Here is a 17,893-nt window from a genome sequence, read left to right as displayed (position 1 = left end):
AAGGGCTGTCCCGTAATCCCCGGTGGATCAGCGCGCGGCGTCAGATGCGGTGCATCGCAAGGCGGAGGGGCGTCCGCATACTGGATGTATGCGGACGTTCCGACAACGCGGCGAGGAGTGGGGTCTCCCCTGCTCGAGCGCAGCCGAGAGCTTGGGGAAGTAGCTGTCGTCGCGCGCCCGCCGGGGATTACGGGACAGCCCTTAGTGCCGCGGCAGGGTCTTTCGTCCGGATCAGGCCGGGTCGGCGGGGCCCGTCCCGGGCACACAGCAACGGAGGGTGGTGCTGCGCCGACACGGCACCACCCTCCATGCTGTGCACACCGCACAGTGGGGGCTCTCGCTCCGCCGCACGGTGTTCCATCACTCTCGTACGGACCCTCACCCCCTCGCCAGAGTTGCAAAGGGTTGCAACCCATTGTGCGGAGTGTGCGGTGCCGGTCTCCTCGCGGCGGCAGGATGGGCCCGTGGATCGTCGAGCCGGCCTGGCATGTGGGGGGAAGCGAGAGTGGAGACAAGCGCCTTTGGGGTGACACGGCCGGATGCCCGGCAGCCCGCCCGGGCCACCCACCTGACCCACCGGGTCAGGGAGGCCAGGCTCACCGGCAAACGCCCGCCGGTGTCCCCGCGGGCGGAGATCGGTGCCTCGTGGGACCGGGTGCTGCGCAGCGGCTTGGATCCCGACCAGTCCACCCAGAGCGAGTTGCTTGATGTGGACGAGATCGAGCACCGGCGCCGGAGCTCGACGCTGGGCGAGGTGATGCCGCTGCTGAACGACGGTCTGGTCGCCCTGGCGGACGCCGCCCAGCAGATCGTGGTGGTCACCGATGTGGAGTGCCGGGTGCTCTGGCGCCGGGGCAACGCGGCGGTGCTGCGCCGGGCGGACGCCGTCTGTCTGGCGGAGGGCGCGGCCTGGGCGGAGGAGAGCACGGGGACGAACGCGATCGGTACGGCGCTGGTCTCCCGCGTCCCGGTGCAGGTCCATTCCGCGGAACATTTCGTCCGCACCCTGCACGACTGGACGTGTGCGGCGGCGCCGGTCCGTGACCCGCGGGACGGCAAGATGATAGGGATCGTCGACATGAGCGGTCCTGCGTCGACCTTCCATCCGACGACGCTCGCCCTGGTCAGTTCGGTCGCCAGGCTCGCGGAGAGCGAGATCAGGAACCGGCATCTGCAGGCGATCGACCGGCTGCGTTCGGTGGCGGCACCGCTGGTGTGCCGGCTGGGCGGCCGGGCCCTGGCGGTGGATTCCCACGGCTGGCTCGCCGCGGTGACCGGGATGCCGCCGGTCGACCGGCTGCCGCTGCCCAAGTCGTTGCGGCCGGGCCGGGTGTGGCTGCCGTCGCTCGGCATGTGCCGGGTCGAACCGCTGCCCGGCGGCTGGCTGCTGCAGGTCGCGGACGGGCCCTCGGACGGGGCGCCGCAACGGGTGGTGCTGGATCTGAGCCGGCCCCGCAGTCTCACGGTCAATGTGGTGGGCGCGGTGGGCACCTGGACGCAGCGGGTCTCGCCGCGCCACGCGGAGCTGCTGTACACCCTGGCGCTGCACCGCGAGGGGCGTACGGCGTCCGAGCTCGCCCAGGACATATTCGGCGACGCGACCCGGACGGTGACGGTGCGGGCGGAGATCTCCCGGATGCGCCGCCACCTCGCCCAGGTTCTCGCGCATCGCCCGTACCGCTTCGGCGAGGACATCGAGGTGGAGGTGATCCACCCGGACGACCCGGCCGAGCTGCTGCCGCACTCGACGGCTCCGGTGGTGGTCAGGGCGCGCACAGACTGTCAGGGCCCCTCGTAGCCGGTTCCGGTTCCGGTCCGCCGTCCGCGTCTGGGGACCGGCTTTGGCACGGGCGGCGGGGCGTGGTTCCCTGGCACTCATGAGCAACTCCGCACCCACCACCGCGCCCGCCACCACCGAGGTGACCATCTGGTCCCTGGAACAGACCTCTCCCGACGACCTGCGGCCCGCCGCGGTCCCGGAAGGCGATGTGCGGATCATGCGGTCACAGATTCCGCTTCCCGAGTTCAGCCGGTTCCTCTACACGGCGGTCGGCGGCGACATCCGGTGGACGGACCGGCTCGGCATGACGTACGCGCAGTGGCAGGAGGCCCTGGACCGGCCGGGCGCCGAGACCTGGGTGGCGTACGAGAACGGCACCCCGGCGGGCTACATCGAGCTGGACCCACAGGACGAGGGCTCGGTCGAGATCATGTACTTCGGGCTGATTCCGGCCTTCCGGGGGCGTCGGATGGGCGGCCATCTGCTCTCGTACGGGGTCGCCCGCGCCTGGGACCTGGCGGAGCGCTGGCCGGAGCGGACACCGACGAAGCGGGTGTGGCTGCACACCTGCTCCAAGGACGGCCCGCACGCCATGGACAACTATCTGCGGCGCGGCTTCCGGCTCTTCGACACGAAGGTGGAGCTGGAGCCGGAGGTGGCGACGCCGGGTCCGTGGCCGGGGGCCGAGCGGTAGCGGGACGGCGCCATCCCCCACCTCAGGTGACACCACCGGCGGCAGGTGGGGGATGGCGGCGCATACGGGCGCGCCGACCCGGGGTCCTGCGTGACGAGCATCACACCATCTCGAAATGCGGACACTTTCGTCCACATCCTGGAAGGTGGTGGACTGGCCCGAGATGCGCGTGCCACGCTTCCATCATGCCTGGAACCGGAATCGCCTTGGTGAGTCGACGCCACGTCGACCTCGGCCGCGTGTCCAGCGCCATCTGTCCGGCGAGCTGAGAGTCCCAGCACCGCCGCGTTCCCCTTTTTCTCTGCACTTCCTGCGCACCGCCGCGCCTTGACGCGAGTGTGCAGTTCAGAGCCGCCCTCCTGCAGTCCCGAAGGACGTACTGTCATGGCCGCTACCCCGGAACAGTCTGCGACCACCGCACCTCGCCGCAAGGCCGGACGCCACCGTGGCGAAGGGCAGTGGGCCGTGGGGCACCACACTCCGCTCAACGGGAATGAGCAGTTCAAGAAGGACGACGACGGTCTCAATGTGCGGACACGCATTGAGACGATCTACTCCAAGCGCGGCTTCGACTCCATCGACCCCAACGATCTCCGTGGCCGGATGCGCTGGTGGGGTCTCTACACCCAGCGCAAGCCCGGGATCGACGGCGGCAAGACCGCGGTTCTGGAGCCGGAGGAGCTGGACGACAAGTACTTCATGCTGCGGGTCCGGATCGACGGCGGCCGGCTGACCACCGCACAGCTGCGGGTGATCGGCGAGATCTCGCAGGAGTACGCGCGCGGCACCGCGGACATCACCGACCGGCAGAACATCCAGCTGCACTGGATCCGCATCGAGGACGTCCCGGCGATCTGGGAGAAGCTGGAGGCCGTGGGGCTCTCCACCACCGAGGCGTGCGGCGACTGCCCCCGCGTGATCATCGGCTCCCCCGTGGCCGGCATCGCCGCCGACGAGATCGTCGACGGCACGCCCGCCGTCGACGAGATCCACGACCGGTACATCGGAAACAAAGAATTCTCCAACCTGCCGCGCAAGTTCAAGACCGCGATCTCCGGCTCGCCGGTGCAGGACGTGGTCCACGAGATCAACGACATCGCGTTCGTCGGCGTGGTCCACCCCGAGCACGGTCCGGGCTTCGACGTCTGGGTCGGTGGCGGACTCTCCACCAGCCCGCGGCTCGCCGAGCGGCTGGGCGCGTGGGTGCCGCTCGGCGAGGTCCCGGACGTCTGGGCCGGAGTCGTCGGCATCTTCCGCGACTACGGATACCGGCGGCTGCGCAACCGCGCCCGGCTGAAGTACCTGATGGCCGACTGGGGCCCGGCGAAGTTCCGCCAGGTGCTGGAGGACGAGTACCTGAAGCGTCCGCTGACCGACGGCCCCGCGCCCGAGCAGCCCAGCAGCCGCTGGCGCGACCACGTGGGTGTGCACCAGCAGCAGGACGGCCGTTTCTACGTCGGGTTCGCCCCCCGGGTCGGCAGGGTGGAGGGCTCCACGCTCGCCAAGATCGCCAACCTGGCCGCCGCACACGGCTCGGACCGGCTGCGCACCACCGTCGAGCAGAAAATGATCATCCTCGATGTGGCGCAGGACCAGGTGGACTCCCTGGTCGCCGGGCTGGAGGCGCTCGACCTCCAGGTGCGGCCCTCGCCGTTCCGGCGCTCCACGATGGCCTGCACCGGCATCGAGTTCTGCAAGCTGGCGATCGTCGAGACGAAGGCACGCGGCGCGGCGCTCATCGACGAGCTGGAGCGCCGCCTGCCGGACTTCGACGAGCCACTCACCATCAACCTCAACGGCTGCCCCAACGCGTGCGCCCGCATCCAGACCGCCGACATCGGCCTCAAGGGCCAGCTCGTGCTGGACGACGACGGCAACCAGGTCGAGGGCTATCAGGTGCACCTGGGCGGCGCTCTGGGTCTGGAGGCCGGGTTCGGCCGCAAGGTCCGCGGCCTGAAGGTCACTTCGGCCGAGCTGCCCGACTACGTCGAGCGGGTTCTGGGCCGCTTCCAGGAGGAGCGCGAGGACGGCGAGCGGTTCGCGGCCTGGGCGGCGCGGGCGAGTGCGGAGTCGCTGTCATGAGCGAACGCGCCGCGCCGTTCCACTGCCCGTACTGCGGGGACGAGGACCTGCGTCCGCACGAGAGCGGCCACGGCGCCTGGGAATGCGCTTCCTGCAACCGCGCGTTCCGGCTCAAGTTCCTGGGTCTGCTGACCCGGGGACTGAAGCGCAATGACGTCGAAGGGGACGGGACATGAATCGGACTCGGCGGACCGAAGACCTCGAAACCCTGGCCGGGCGGGCCGGCCGCGAGCTGGAGGACGCCTCCGCGCCGGAGATCCTGAAGTGGGCCGCCGACACCTTCGGCAGGAAGTTCTGCGTCACGTCCTCCATGGAGGACGCTGTCGTCGCACACCTGGCCTCGCGCGTCTTCCCCGGCGTCGACGTGGTCTTCCTCGACACCGGCTACCACTTCCCGGAGACGATCGGCACCCGTGACGCGGTCGAGGCCGTGATGGACGTCAATGTCATCACGCTGACGCCCCGGCAGACGGTGGCCGAGCAGGACACCGAGTACGGGCCGAAGCTGCACGACCGCGACCCCGACCTGTGCTGCGGGCTGCGCAAGGTCAAGCCCCTCGAAGAGGGCCTGACCGGGTACACCGCCTGGGCGACCGGGCTGCGCCGCGACGAGTCCCCCACCCGGGCGAACACCCCGGTCGTCGGCTGGGACGCCAAGCGGCAGAAGGTGAAGATCTCGCCGATCGTACGCTGGACGCAGGACGACGTCGACGCGTACGTCGCGGAGCACGGCGTACTCACCAACCCGTTGCTGATGGACGGCTACGCCTCCGTGGGCTGCGCGCCCTGCACCCGCCGGGTGCTGGAGGGCGAGGACGTCCGCGCCGGACGCTGGGCCGGCCGGGGCAAGACCGAGTGCGGGCTGCACGACTGATGACGACTGATCAGGAGACTTCGATGAGCGTGACGGAGACGGGAGCCACCATCTGGCTGACCGGTCTGCCGAGCGCGGGCAAGACCACCATCGCGTACGAACTCGCCGGGCGGCTGCGCGGGGAGGGCCATCGCGTGGAGGTGCTCGACGGCGACGAGATCCGGGAGTTCCTCTCCGCGGGTCTCGGCTTCTCCCGCGAGGACCGCCACACCAACGTCCAGCGGATCGGCTTCGTCGCCGAGCTGCTGGCGGCCAACGGCGTGAAGGTGCTGGTCCCGGTCATCGCCCCGTACGCGGACAGCCGGGACGCGGTGCGCAAGCGGCATCAGGCCGAGGGCACCGCCTATCTGGAGGTGCATGTCGCGACTCCGGTCGAGGTGTGCTCCGAACGCGATGTGAAAGGGCTCTACGCCAAGCAGGCGGCGGGCGAGATCAGCGGGCTCACCGGGGTCGACGACCCGTACGAGGCGCCCGAGGCGCCCGACCTGCGGATCGAGTCGCACCGGCAGACCGTGCAGGAGTCCGCGGCGGAGCTCTACGCGCTGCTGAGCGAGAGGGGGGCGGCATGACGACTGTCGCAACCGTGCAGGAAGGCACCGGTCATCCGTACGCACTCAGCCACCTGGACTCCCTGGAGTCCGAGGCCGTGCACATCTTCCGCGAGGTGGCGGGCGAGTTCGAGCGGCCGGTGATCCTTTTCTCCGGCGGCAAGGACTCCATCGTGATGCTGCACCTGGCACTCAAGGCGTTCACGCCCGCGCCGGTGCCGTTCACGCTGCTGCACGTGGACACCGGGCACAACTTCCCCGAGGTGCTGGAGTACCGCGACCGCACGGTGGCCCGGCACGGACTGCGGCTCCATGTCGCCTCCGTACAGGAGTACATCGACGCCGGGAAGCTCCGCGAGCGCCCGGACGGCACCCGCAACCCGCTGCAGACCGTGCCGCTGACCGAGGCGATCCAGCAGTACCGGTTCGACGCCGTGTTCGGCGGCGGGCGCCGGGACGAGGAGAAGGCCCGCGCCAAGGAGCGGGTCTTCTCGCTGCGCGACGAGTTCTCCCAGTGGGACCCGCGCCGCCAGCGCCCCGAGCTGTGGCAGCTCTACAACGGCCGGCACGCCCCCGGCGAGCACGTCCGGGTCTTCCCGATCTCCAACTGGACCGAGCTGGACGTCTGGCAGTACATCGCGCGCGAGGGCATCGAGCTCCCGGAGATCTACTTCGCCCACGAGCGCGAGGTCTTCAGCCGCTCCGGCATGTGGCTGACCGCCGGTGACTGGGGCGGGCCCAAGGAAGGTGAGCGGGTGGAGACCAGGCAGGTGCGTTACCGCACGGTCGGCGACATGTCGTGCACCGGTGCCGTCGATTCGGACGCGACGACGCTGGTCGACGTGATCAACGAGATCGCCGCCTCCCGGCTCACCGAGCGGGGCGCGACGCGTGCCGACGACAAGCTGTCCGAGGCCGCGATGGAAGACCGCAAGCGCGAGGGATACTTCTAAATGACCACCGTCAGCGAGCAGTTGTCGGCCACCACCCTGCTGCGGTTCGCCACCGCGGGGTCCGTCGACGACGGCAAGTCCACCCTTGTGGGCCGCCTTCTGCACGACTCCAAGTCGGTCCTCACCGATCAGTTGGAGGCCGTCGAGCACGCCTCGCGCAACCGGGGCCAGGAGGCGCCCGACCTGGCGCTGCTGACCGACGGCCTGCGGGCCGAGCGTGAGCAGGGCATCACCATCGACGTCGCCTACCGCTACTTCGCGACGCCGCGCCGCCGGTTCATCCTGGCCGACACCCCGGGGCACGTGCAGTACACCCGGAACATGGTGACCGGTGCCTCGACGGCCGAACTGGCCGTCGTGCTGGTCGACGCCCGCAACGGCGTCGTCGAGCAGACCCGACGGCACGCCGCCGTGGCCGCGCTGCTGCGGGTGCCGCACGTGGTCCTGGCCGTCAACAAGATGGACCTGGTCGACTACGCGGAGCCGGTGTTCGCCGCCATCGCCGAGGAGTTCACCACCTACGCCGCCACGCTCGGCGTCCCCGAGATCACCGCGATCCCGATCTCCGCGCTGGCCGGTGACAACGTCGTGGAGCCGTCCGCGCAGATGGACTGGTACGGCGGCCCGACGGTCCTGGAACACCTGGAGACGGTTCCGGTCAGCCATGACCTCACAGCCTGCCACGCCCGCTTCCCGGTCCAGTACGTCATCCGGCCGCAGACCGCCGAGCACCCCGACTACCGGGGCTACGCCGGTCAGATAGCCGTCGGCGCGTTCCGGGTGGGCGAGGCCGTCACCGTCCTCCCGTCCGGCCGCACATCGACGGTCGCCGCGATCGACGCGCTCGGCGAGAGCGTGGACATCGCCCGGGCGCCCCAGTCGGTGACCCTCCGGCTGGCCGACGACATCGACATCTCGCGCGGTGACCTGATCGCACCGGCCGACGACGCCCCAGCCGTCACCCAGGACGTCGAGGCGACCGTCTGCCACGTCGCCGACCAGCCGCTCGCCGTCGGCCAGCGGGTGCTGCTCAAGCACACCACCCGCACGGTCAAGGCGATCGTCAAGGACATCCCCTCGCGTCTCACGCTGGACGACCTCTCCCAGCACCCGGCGCCCGGCCGGCTCGTCGCCAATGACATCGGCCGGGTCGTCGTCCGCACCGCGGAGCCGCTCGCACTCGACGCGTACGCGGACTCCCGGCGCACCGGATCGTTCCTGCTCATCGACCCCGCGGACGGCACCACGCTGACGGCCGGGATGGCGGGCGCCTCGTTGGCCGCGGCGGCCGAACCCGAGGCCGCCGCGGACGACGCCGAATGGAATTTCTGATGACCACGGATGTCTACTCCACGTTCGCGAAGGAGGGCGGCCGCATCGGCAGCGGTGCCCTTGGCAGCGGGCAGGGCGGGGTGGCGCGATGTGTGCGATGACGCACAGTGACCGATGGCGCACCCGATCGTGCCAACTGCACTACTCGCACAGCCAGTTCAGACGAAGACCTGCCGACTTCCCGGCCGCGTCCCCGTAATCGACCGGGACGCGTGCACCGGGCCGACGAGAGGAAATCCTCCCGTGTCTGCCCCCCGTACCACGCCGCGCCGCACCCTGACCGCCGTCGCCGCCCTGCCGCTGCTCGCCCTCGCGCTGACCGCCTGCGGCTACGGCTCCGAGGCGAAGCAGGACGGCGCCGAGAAGGCGGGCCTTGCCACCGGCGGCAAGAAGTTCTCCACGGACACCGTGAAGATCGGCTACTTCCCGAACCTCACCCACGCGACCGCCCTGGTCGGCATCCAGGAAGGCCTCATCGCCAAGGAGCTCGGCTCCACGACGGTCGAACCGTCGACGTTCAACGCCGGTCCGTCCGAGATCGAGGCGCTCAACGCGGGCTCGATCGACATCGGTTTCATCGGCCCTTCGCCCGCCATCAACGGCTTCACCAAGTCCAAGGGCAAAAGCCTTCGGATCATCGGCGGTTCGGCGTCCGGCGGCGTGAAGCTGGTCGTCGACCCGAAGAAGATCAAGACCCTGGACGACCTCAAGGGCAAGAAGATCGCCACCCCGCAGCTCGGCAACACCCAGGACGTGGCCTTCCTCAACTGGATTTCCGAGAAAGGCTGGAAGGTCGACGCCAACAGCGGCGGGGGCGATGTCTCCGTGGTCCGTACGGACAACAAGGTGATGCCGGACGCCTACAAGTCCGGTTCCGTCGACGGCGCGTGGGCCCCCGAGCCGACCGCCTCCAAGCTGGTCGCGCAGGGCGCGAAGGTGCTCCTCGACGAGTCGACGCTGTGGCCGGACAACAAGTTCGTGATCACGAACATCATCGTGTCGCAGAAGTTCCTGACCGAGCACCCGGACGTCGTCGAGGCGGTGCTGCGCGGCACGGTCGACACCAACGCGTGGATCGACGCCAACCCGGACAAGGCGAAGGCCTCCGCCAACGCCGCGCTCAGGACGCTGTCCGGCAAGGAACTTCCGGCAGAGGTCCTCGACCCGGCGTGGAAGTCGATCCAGTTCACCGACGACCCACTGGCCGCCACGCTCGGCACCGAGGCCGAGCACGCGGTGAAGGCAGGCCTGCTGGAGCAGACGGACCTGACCGGCATCTACGACCTGAAGCCGCTGAACAAGATCCTCAAGGCCGCGGGCAAGCCCGAGGTCGCCGACGCCGGTCTCGGTGTCGAGTAGGAACGTCCGGCACCCGAACAGGATTCCCAGGAGGTGACGACCATGGCGACCACCACGCTCACCAAGGCCGAGGACCGTACGGCAGTCGGGCACGCCGCCCGCATCGACCACGTCTCGAAGTCCTTCGACGGACCGGAGGGGCAGCAGCTCGTCCTGGACGACATCACACTCGATGTCGCTCCCGGCGAGTTCGTCACCCTCCTCGGCGCCTCCGGGTGCGGCAAGTCGACCCTGCTCAACCTGGTGGCCGGACTCGACCGCCCGACCGCGGGGTCCATCGAGACCCCCGGCGGGCGGCCGGCCCTGATGTTCCAGGAGCACGCCCTCTTCCCGTGGCTGACCGCGGGCAAGAACGTCGAACTCGCGCTGCGGCTGCGCGGCGTACCCCGGTCCGGCCGCCGCGCCGAGGCGGAGCGGCTGCTCGAACTCGTACGGCTCGGCGGGGCGTACGAGAAGCGGGTGCACGAGCTCTCGGGTGGTATGCGGCAGCGGGTGGCGATGGCCCGCGCGCTCGCCCAGGACAGTCAACTGCTGCTGATGGACGAGCCGTTCGCCGCGCTCGACGCCATCACCCGGGACGTGCTGCACGACGAGCTGACCCGGATCTGGCACGAGACGGACGTCTCGGTCCTCTTCGTCACGCACAACGTACGCGAGGCGGTCCGGCTCGCCGAGCGGGTCGTCCTGCTGTCGTCGCGGCCGGGCCGGATCGCCCGGGAGTGGAAAGTCGACATCGATCAGCCGCGCCGCATCGAGGACGCCGCGGTGGCCGAGCTGTCCGTGGAGATAACCGAACAACTGCGTGGGGAGATCCGCCGACATGGCCAGCACTGAGACCGCCGCCAAGGACACCGCCCAGGACCTGGCGGGCCTGGAGGCGGGACTCGACGCCCTCGACGCCGTACGGGTGAGCCGGACCCCGGTCCGCGAGGTGCTGGTGCGCAAGGTGCTGCCGCCCGTCGTGGCGGTGGTCCTGGTGCTCGCCGTCTGGCAAATCCTCATCTGGGCGCAGGTCACCGACGACTACAAGCTGCCGTCACCCTCCCAGGTATGGGACGAGGTGACCAACGCCTGGCTGCAGGGCACGCTGCTCGGCTACATCTGGACCAGCGTCTCGCGCGGTCTGCTCGGCTTCCTGCTGGCGCTGGCCATCGGTACCCCGCTCGGGCTGCTGGTGTCGCGCGTCAAACCGGTCCGCGCGGCGATCGGGCCGGTGCTCTCCGGGCTCCAGTCTCTGCCGTCGGTCGCCTGGGTGCCCCCCGCGGTGATCTGGCTGGGGCTCGACGACAGGATGATGTACGCGGTGATCCTGCTGGGCGCGGTCCCGTCGATCGCCAACGGCCTGGTCGCGGGTGTCGACCAGATCCCACCGCTGTATCTGCGGGCCGGGAAGACGCTGGGCGCCACCGGGCTGCGCGGCACCTGGCACATCGTGCTGCCGGCCGCGCTGCCGGGCTATCTGGCGGGTCTGAAGCAGGGCTGGGCGTTCTCCTGGCGTTCGCTGATGGCCGCCGAGATCATCGCCTCCTCGCCCGATCTGGGGGTGGGTCTGGGGCAGTTGCTGGAGCAGGGTCGGGAGACCAGCAGCATGTCGATGGTGTTCCTCGCCATCGTCCTGATCCTCACCGTCGGCATCGCGATCGACCTGCTGATCTTCAGTCCGCTGGAGCGGTGGGTGCTGCGCGGCCGCGGCCTCCTCGTCAAGAGCTAAGGGCTGTCCCGCAATCCCCGGCGGGCGCGCGACGACAGCCACGGCACCTCGCCGCACCGGCCAAACGCCCGAGTAGCTCCGCTACCAGGGCATTCGTCCAGCACGCCGATCGCACGCACCGAACGCCGCTCCTTCCCCCACGGGACAACTCAGAACAGGCCCCAGGACCATGACCGCTCCAGTACTTCTTGTCATCGCCCACGGCAGCCGCGACCCGCGGCACGCGGCGACCGTGCACGCGCTCACCGCGCGGGTGCGGTCGCTGCGGCCGGGGCTGCGTGTGGAGACGGGCTTCCTGGACTTCAACGCGCCGTCGGTGCCGAAGGTCCTGGAGCGGCTGGCCGCACAGGGGGCGCAGGACGTCGTCGCGCTCCCCCTGCTGCTCACCCGGGCCTTCCACGCCAAGTCCGACATCCCCGCGGTGCTGCGGGAGGCCCGCAGCAGACTGCCCCGGCTGCGGGTCCGGCAGGCCGAGGTGCTCGGCCCGTCACCGCTGCTCAACTCGGCACTGGAACGACGGCTGCACGAAGCCGGGATCCGTTCCGGCGACCGGAGTTCGACCGGGCTCGTCCTGGCCTCGGCGGGCTCCACAGACCCGGAGGCGATCGCAGTGATCGCTGAAATCGCGCGGGAGCTGCGGCACACCGGTTGGTGTTCCGTGCGGCCTGCGTTCGCCTCCGCCGCATCTCCCACGGGGTTCCCCCGTACCGAGGACGCGGTACGGGCCCTGCGGGACGAGGGGGTGCGCCGGGTGGCGGTGGCGCCGTACGTCATCGCTCCCGGCCGGCTCCCGGACCGGATCGCCGAAGGGGCGGCCGGCGCGGACGTACTGGCCGATGTGCTCGGCGCCGCACCGGAGTTGGCGCGGCTGCTGCTGACCCGGTACGACCGGGCCCCGGTGCCGGCGGCCCGGACCGCGGCGCTCACCGCCTGAGGCGGCGCCCCATCACCCCACCCCGTTCGCCCGGTTCACCTCCCGCTGGATGCCGGAGGGAACGGGCCGAGCCCGGACAAGAATCGGCACGTGGTCCCGGGCCCTTGTCCATCGACTCGAACCAGCCGCTCCGGCCAGGGCAGGGCGGGCGCTAGCATCCCCGGATGCGAACCATCGAGACACTGGTCCCACAGGCCGGGCAGATCGACGCCGAGGGCCTGCGCGCGTTCGACGCGGACGAACTGGCGGGGCACGTCGCCGATCCGGCGCATCCGTGGTGGCGCCGCAAGGCCTGTGTGGTCGCGCTGGCCGGGCGGATGCCGGAGCACCACGTCGCCGGACTGATCGCACGCATCCAGGACCCCCAGGACGACAACGAGGTCCGGATCGCGCTGCTGGACCTTCTCTCGGACCGGGCGGAACTCCTGCCCTGGCTCAGGCACGAGGACCGGCGGCAGGAGAGTTCGTACGGAATGCCCACGGCGATCCTCAGGACGCGTGGGCTGCTCGGCGACCGTTCGGCGGCCGGCGAGCTGGCGGCGCTCGCGGCCGATCCGTGGCGGCACCTCCGGGCGGTCGGCGAGGCCGGGCTGGACGTGCTGATCGCCCGGTACGGGGCGGAGGCGGTCCTGGCCGATGTCGGTGAGGCGCGCCCCGAGGGGCGCGCCTTCCACATACGGATGCGGCACCGCGCCGGACAGGACGTCACCGAGGCGCTCGCGGACCCCGACCGGGCCGTCGCGTACCTCGCCCAGTCGCTGCTGACCGACCCTGACCGGCTCCGCCGCTACCTCGACGAGGCGCCGACCACCGAGGCGAAGCTGTGGGCCGCGTACGCACTGCACCGTCTCACCGGCGACGCCGCCGAGACCCGGGCGATCCACGGCTCGCTGGGCCACCCCAGGGTCGAGGTCGACGGTCTGGACGACGAACTGCGCGGGGTGATCCTCCGGGAGTACGGTCACGACTGCGAGAAGCAGAGCGACCCGCGATGGCGGGTCGAGGCCATCTGCGCCGAGCCGCCCGTCGAGCCGGACGAGGACGAGCAGCTCCGCCGCGCCATGGCCTCGCTGACCGCGGCAGGCCTGGCGCCGCAGCCCCCGGTGTTCTGCAGCGAGTACCACCGGCAGGGCAGCGGCACTTATCACGTCATCCGGTTCGGTGAGAACGGGAGCGAGATATCCGTCAGCTTCCTCGGCCGGTTCGCCAGCTCCTACGAACCCGAACCGGCCGCCCGCGCGGCCCTGGAATCGGCCGGCTTCCGCTGGATCGACCAGGCGACCGGCGCGATCCGGGTCACCGGCCTGTGTGTCTACCACTTCGGCAGCCGCAAGCCCCTGGACATCGCCACCCTGCTCTTCTACTGGCAGGACTAGTGCCGCGGCCCTAGGGTCTGTCCGACCCCGATCCGCCGGACAGCCCAGGGCCTCCCGTCCGGCTCAGGCTCCGGTCCACTGCGGGTCGCGTCCGCTGCGGGCCAGTGCCTGCTCGAAGACCGACGCCGATGCGGGCACCGTCACCTCGTCGGCGAAGCCGTCGTACTGCCGGTAGAGCGCGGCCATGCTGTCGACGACGCCGAGTACGTAGGCCGCCGCCCCGTCGGAGAGCCGGTACTCCTCGCCGACGGCACGGGCCACGTCCCAGCCGTGCAGGGCAGTCTCCGCGATGAGCATCGCGGCGATGTCGGCGGCCGGGGTGGCCGAACCCCCGAGGTCGACCTCGCCCTCCCAGACCGCCGGGTCCGACCAGGCGGCGACCGCGCGGTCCAACTGCGCGGCGTACTGCTGCGCCCAGTCGGCGTCGGCGGTGAAGTCGCGGGTGTTGAGCTGCTCCGGGAGGTCCTTGCGCAGGGCGCGGTGCTCCAGGCCGTGGGAGGTGTACAGCACCCAGTGGTTGACGAGCCCGCGCACGTCCCAGTCACTGCAGGGCGTGTTCGGTGCGTCGAACTGCTCGGCGCGGATGGAGCGGGCGATACGGGCCGACTCGGCGGCGACTTCGGTCATGTGCGCGTGCTCGTTCTTCATACCGGAAGCCTACGAGTGCCACCTCGCACGGCTATTGAAGAAATGCGACAGCAGCCCTACCTCTTCCAACAGTCCATTGCCTCTGACCAACCAACCAGCCCTGGTGCGGCTCCCCGCTCCGCAACCAGTGAACTGCGGGCATGTGCGTGAAGGAGCACTCGCCCGTGACCACCCCCGTACCGGCCCCGCCGTCCCCGCCGCGGCCACCGCTCCCGAACCGGGTGCCGCCGCCCCGGTGATCCGGGCCGATGCCGTCTCGCTCGTACGGGACGGCAATGTGCTGCTCGACACGGTCTCGCTGACCGTTCGCAGCGGTGAGCACTGGGCGCTGCTCGGTGCCAACGGCGCCGGCAGGAGCACGCTGCTGGGGCTGCTCGGCGCGGTCAACCACCCCACCCGGGGTTCGGTGGAGGTGCTGGGACGCACGCTCGGCCGGGTAGATCTTCGGGAGCTGCGGTCGCTGTTCGGGCATGTCAATCCGTGTCATCCACTGCGTTCCCCGCTGTCGGTGCGCGAGGTGGTGCTGACCGGTCTGACCAACTCGGTCGAGCCGGTGCCGCGCCGGTCGGTGAGCGAGGAGCAGCGGGAGCGGGCGGAGCGGCTGCTGAAGATGCTCGGCATGGGCGGCAAGTCGGGCTCTCGCCGGCCGGCGCTGTCGCAGGGCGAGCGCGGCCGTACGCTCATCGCCCGCGCCCTGATGCCGCGACCGCGGCTGCTGCTCGACGAGCCGGCCACCGGTCTCGACCTCGCCGCGCGTGAGCAGCTGCTCGACAGTCCGGACGTGCTGCGGGAGGAACACCTGGAGCCGGCCGCGGTCCTGGTCACCCATCACCTGGAGGAGCTGCCCGCCTCCACCACGCACGCGCTGCTGCTGCGGGGCGGCCGGTGCGTGGCCTCGGGCCCGGCGGACGAGGTACTGACCACGGACCGGGTCAGCGACTGCTTCGGGCATCCGGTGCGGATCACCCGTACGGACGGCCGGTGGGCGGCTCGGGCGCAGCGCGTGGCCCGTCGCTGACGGTTGCTCAGCCGTCGGTGTCGGCAGCGGCGGCGCCGAACGGTGTGGCCTGGTTGAAATAGAGCACCCAGCCCGTGCCGGTCAGCCGCCACACCGAACTGCGGTGGGCGAGGCGTCCCTTCGTCTCGGTGTCGTAGGTGAGGTGGACGAGGTCGTCGGCGAGCTGGACCCCGCTCATCCGGGACGCAGTGAGCGGGCCGGGGCGCGGGGCGTCCTCCGCGGTGAGCGAGGCGATCATGGTGTCGCGGTCCCAGACCCGGCCGGTGTAGTCGATCTCGCGGTAGTCGGGGTGCAGCAGCTGGGAGAGGAGTTCGGCGGAGGCGCGCACGGCCGGGTCGAGAAGGCGCAGCTCGCCCTCGACCGCGGCGGCCACGCCGGGGGACGGTTCGGTCATGTGCGGGCTCCGTCGTGCGCGGAGGCCGGGGGCGCCGTGGTCCCCGGGGGTGCCGTCATCTCCACCAGCTTGACCACGGTGTTCCAGTTGCGCGAGGTGGCGACGAGGCCCTTGGTGACGGAGGAGCGGGACAGCGCCTCGGCCAGCTTCGAGCGGCCCAGTCCGTCGGGGGCGTAGAGGTAGAGGGCGCGGTCGCCGAGTCCGAACGCCTCGGGGAGGAAGGCCGCCGGGTCGATCCGGGCGAAGCGGTCGGCGTCGACCGGCTGGTCGTAGTAGGTGATGTGGAGCTGTTTTCCTTCGAGTTCGGCGGCCGGGAACGGGCAGGCCGCCGCAACTGCCGCCAGGTAGGCTCCGTCCCGGACCAGGCAGGGGACAATGAAGCCGAAGCGCTTCTCGATGGCCTGCTCCAGTTCGGCGGCGAGTGTGTTCTCGTCGTCCGACGGGCTGCTGAAGACGGCGTTGCCGCTCTGCAGGTGGGTGCGGATGTCTCCGTGTCCCAGTTCGTTGAGCAGTGTACGGAGTTCGGCCATCGGGACCTTCTTGTGGCCGCTCACATTGATCCCGCGCAACAGCGCCGCGTACATCGTCATGGGCACACCATAGGACGATCTCTTCGCGCGATGCGGCCGCCGCGCCCCGTGGGGGAGGGCGCGGCGGCCTGTCATGGCTGCGGGTCGGTTACTCGACGACCTTCAGCAACTTGTTCGGTGTGCCCTCGGTCGCGTTGGAGATCGCGTCGGGTGTGGCACCGTCGGTCAGCGCCGTGGCGACCTCGTCGGGGGTGGCGTCCGGGTGACCGGCGAGGTAGACGGCGGCGGCACCGACGACGTGGGGGGTCGCCATGGAGGTGCCGGAGATGGTGTTGGAGCCGTCGTCGCTGTCGTTCCAGGACGAGGTGATGTCCGAGCCCGGGGCGTAGATGTCCACGATCGAGCCGTAGTTGGAGAACGACGACTGCTCGTCGTCCACCGTGGACGAGGCGACCGTGATGGCCTCGGGGACGCGGGCGGGGGAGCTCTCGCTCGCGTCGGAGGATTCGTTGCCGGCGGCCACCGCGAAGGTGACCCCGGAGGCAATGGCCTTCTGGACCGCGGCGTCGAGCGCCTCGTCCGCGCCGCCGCCGAGGCTCATGTTGGCGACGGAGGGGCCCTCGTGGTTCTCGGTGACCCAGTCGATGCCGGCGACGACCTGCTCGGTGGTGCCCGAGCCGGAGTCGTCGAGCACCCGGACGGCGACGATCTTGGCCTTCTTGGCGACCCCGTAGGTCGCACCGGCGATGGTTCCCGCCACGTGGGTGCCGTGGCCGTTGCCGTCGTCGGCGCTGTCGTCGTTGTCCACGGCGTCGTAGCCCGAGCTGGCCCGGCCCTCGAACTCGTCGTGCGTGGTACGGACACCGGTGTCGATGACGTACGCGGTGACGCCCTCGCCCGCGCTGTCCGGGTAGGTGTACGCGTTGTCGCCGGCCGTCTCGGTCTGGTCGATCCGGTCCAGCCCCCAGGACGGCGGGTTGTCCTGGGTCTCGTCGATGTGGAACTTCTTGTTCTGGACGACCTTGGAGACGGCCGGGTCGGCCGCCAGGCGCTTGGCCTCGGTGAGTGAAAGGCCGCTGGCGGAGAAGCCGTTGATGGCGGAGCTGTAGTTGCGCTGCAGCTTGCCGCCGTACTCCTTGGCGAGCTTCGCCTTGTCGGCCTTCTGGTCCAGCATCACGATGAAGCTGCCGGAGACGGCGTTCGCCGCGTCCGCGCCGTGGACGACGCCCATCGCGGGGGCGGGGGCCGCGCCGGCGAGGGAGCTGTTGAGCAGGGTGACTCCGGCGGCCGCGGCCACGGCGGTTATCGCCGCGGTCAGCCTGGTCCGGCGTGCGCGCTTGTGAATTGCCATGAAGAGGGGTCTCCTCGTCATTCTTTGTGGGGGGATTGACCCCCGGCCGGAAGATCTCCGGGGGCTGGCTCGAAACCCTCGCCGATTGACGCGCCCAGATCAAGACCTTCATGCGGCTGTGACTTACTCAACAAAGTTTCGTAATAAGAAACCGGCCAGCCGTGCCCAAGTCGGGCACGGCCGCCGCAACAGCCGTCGCGCGCAACGGGCTTGGGGCACGACCGGCACACTTCGCACGCGGGAAGACGCGCCCCGCCCGACCGTGCGGACGGGCAGGGCGGCGGCTTGATTCCACCCCCGTGTTCACAG

Annotated in this window: 19 protein-coding genes; 15 read left to right on the top strand and 4 right to left on the bottom strand. The window is 70.6% G+C overall.

All coding sequences use genetic code 11. From position 1 onward, the window contains the following. Window positions 1–487 precede the first annotated feature (487 nt). The 14 genes from ACWCQ6_RS09255 (at window position 488) to ACWCQ6_RS09190 (ending at window position 13,643) form a co-directional block, all read left to right on the top strand. Window positions 488–1,798 carry a GAF domain-containing protein gene (locus tag ACWCQ6_RS09255; protein ID WP_451087058.1) on the top strand — a complete coding sequence of 437 codons (1,311 nt, stop codon included), beginning with the start codon at window positions 488–490 and terminating at the stop codon, window positions 1,796–1,798. Between the two features lie 79 nt (window positions 1,799–1,877). Then, the gene (locus tag ACWCQ6_RS09250) at window positions 1,878–2,474 is read left to right on the top strand and encodes a GNAT family N-acetyltransferase (protein ID WP_451087056.1); all 597 of its coding nucleotides are present in this window, start codon (window positions 1,878–1,880) and stop codon (window positions 2,472–2,474) included. A 185-nt stretch (window positions 2,475–2,659) separates the two neighbouring features. Continuing rightward, complete coding sequence (locus ACWCQ6_RS09245) at window positions 2,660–2,743, top strand: putative leader peptide (protein ID WP_317864749.1); 84 nt, start codon at window positions 2,660–2,662, stop codon at window positions 2,741–2,743. 115 nt (window positions 2,744–2,858) lie between these two features. Next, the gene (locus tag ACWCQ6_RS09240; RefSeq protein ID WP_451087054.1) at window positions 2,859–4,556 is read left to right on the top strand and encodes a nitrite/sulfite reductase; all 1,698 of its coding nucleotides are present in this window, start codon (window positions 2,859–2,861) and stop codon (window positions 4,554–4,556) included. Beyond that, on the top strand, window positions 4,553–4,732 hold the full coding sequence (locus ACWCQ6_RS09235; protein ID WP_451087052.1) for a hypothetical protein: 180 nt from the start codon (window positions 4,553–4,555) through the stop codon (window positions 4,730–4,732). Before ACWCQ6_RS09240 ends, ACWCQ6_RS09235 begins: the two co-directional genes overlap by 4 nt. Further along, window positions 4,729–5,430 carry a phosphoadenylyl-sulfate reductase gene (locus ACWCQ6_RS09230; RefSeq protein WP_451087050.1) on the top strand — a complete coding sequence of 234 codons (702 nt, stop codon included), beginning with the start codon at window positions 4,729–4,731 and terminating at the stop codon, window positions 5,428–5,430. Before ACWCQ6_RS09235 ends, ACWCQ6_RS09230 begins: the two co-directional genes overlap by 4 nt. A gap of 23 nt (window positions 5,431–5,453) precedes the next feature. Continuing rightward, complete coding sequence (gene cysC / locus ACWCQ6_RS09225) at window positions 5,454–5,999, top strand: adenylyl-sulfate kinase (protein ID WP_451087048.1); 546 nt, start codon at window positions 5,454–5,456, stop codon at window positions 5,997–5,999. Beyond that, complete coding sequence (gene cysD, locus ACWCQ6_RS09220; protein WP_451087046.1) at window positions 5,996–6,931, top strand: sulfate adenylyltransferase subunit CysD; 936 nt, start codon at window positions 5,996–5,998, stop codon at window positions 6,929–6,931. The genes cysC and cysD overlap by 4 nt, the downstream gene beginning before the upstream one ends. After that, the gene (locus ACWCQ6_RS09215) at window positions 6,932–8,263 is read left to right on the top strand and encodes a sulfate adenylyltransferase subunit 1 (RefSeq protein ID WP_451087044.1); all 1,332 of its coding nucleotides are present in this window, start codon (window positions 6,932–6,934) and stop codon (window positions 8,261–8,263) included. It begins immediately after the preceding gene. A gap of 243 nt (window positions 8,264–8,506) precedes the next feature. Next, the gene (locus tag ACWCQ6_RS09210) at window positions 8,507–9,622 is read left to right on the top strand and encodes an aliphatic sulfonate ABC transporter substrate-binding protein (RefSeq protein WP_451087042.1); all 1,116 of its coding nucleotides are present in this window, start codon (window positions 8,507–8,509) and stop codon (window positions 9,620–9,622) included. A gap of 42 nt (window positions 9,623–9,664) precedes the next feature. After that, complete coding sequence (locus ACWCQ6_RS09205; protein WP_451087040.1) at window positions 9,665–10,456, top strand: ABC transporter ATP-binding protein; 792 nt, start codon at window positions 9,665–9,667, stop codon at window positions 10,454–10,456. Beyond that, window positions 10,443–11,333: an ABC transporter permease gene (locus tag ACWCQ6_RS09200; RefSeq protein ID WP_451087038.1), complete on the top strand. Its 891-nt coding sequence runs from the start codon at window positions 10,443–10,445 to the stop codon at window positions 11,331–11,333. The genes ACWCQ6_RS09205 and ACWCQ6_RS09200 overlap by 14 nt, the downstream gene beginning before the upstream one ends. Window positions 11,334–11,502: 169 nt before the next feature. After that, entirely contained in the window at window positions 11,503–12,267 is a 765-nt protein-coding gene (locus ACWCQ6_RS09195) for a sirohydrochlorin chelatase (RefSeq protein ID WP_451087036.1), read from the top strand. 164 nt (window positions 12,268–12,431) lie between these two features. After that, window positions 12,432–13,643 carry a hypothetical protein gene (locus ACWCQ6_RS09190; protein WP_451087034.1) on the top strand — a complete coding sequence of 404 codons (1,212 nt, stop codon included), beginning with the start codon at window positions 12,432–12,434 and terminating at the stop codon, window positions 13,641–13,643. Window positions 13,644–13,706: 63 nt separating this feature from the next. Here ACWCQ6_RS09190 and ACWCQ6_RS09185 read toward each other — a convergent pair whose 3' ends face one another. Then, the gene (locus ACWCQ6_RS09185) at window positions 13,707–14,291 is read right to left on the bottom strand and encodes a TIGR03086 family metal-binding protein (RefSeq protein ID WP_451087032.1); all 585 of its coding nucleotides are present in this window, start codon (window positions 14,289–14,291) and stop codon (window positions 13,707–13,709) included. 235 nt (window positions 14,292–14,526) lie between these two features. On the opposite strand from ACWCQ6_RS09185, the gene ACWCQ6_RS09180 reads away from it, so the two are divergent. Further along, the gene (locus ACWCQ6_RS09180; protein WP_451087072.1) at window positions 14,527–15,309 is read left to right on the top strand and encodes an ABC transporter ATP-binding protein; all 783 of its coding nucleotides are present in this window, start codon (window positions 14,527–14,529) and stop codon (window positions 15,307–15,309) included. 7 nt (window positions 15,310–15,316) lie between these two features. Here the strand turns inward: ACWCQ6_RS09180 and ACWCQ6_RS09175 are convergent, their stop codons facing one another. The 3 genes from ACWCQ6_RS09175 to ACWCQ6_RS09165 all read right to left on the bottom strand — a co-directional run bounded on the left by ACWCQ6_RS09175 (window position 15,317) and on the right by ACWCQ6_RS09165 (window position 17,584). After that, window positions 15,317–15,703: a nuclear transport factor 2 family protein gene (locus tag ACWCQ6_RS09175; protein ID WP_451087030.1), complete on the bottom strand. Its 387-nt coding sequence runs from the start codon at window positions 15,701–15,703 to the stop codon at window positions 15,317–15,319. Continuing rightward, entirely contained in the window at window positions 15,700–16,293 is a 594-nt protein-coding gene (locus ACWCQ6_RS09170) for a DUF1697 domain-containing protein (RefSeq protein ID WP_451087028.1), read from the bottom strand. The genes ACWCQ6_RS09175 and ACWCQ6_RS09170 overlap by 4 nt, the downstream gene beginning before the upstream one ends. Before the next feature lie 88 nt (window positions 16,294–16,381). Next, entirely contained in the window at window positions 16,382–17,584 is a 1,203-nt protein-coding gene (locus ACWCQ6_RS09165; protein ID WP_451087026.1) for a S8 family serine peptidase, read from the bottom strand. Between the last annotated feature and the right edge of the window lie 309 nt (window positions 17,585–17,893).

This window comes from Streptomyces sp. NPDC001880 (assembly GCF_053594575.1).
Note: the sequence above shows the minus strand (reverse complement) of the source record. Positions and strands in the feature narration are given on the sequence as shown.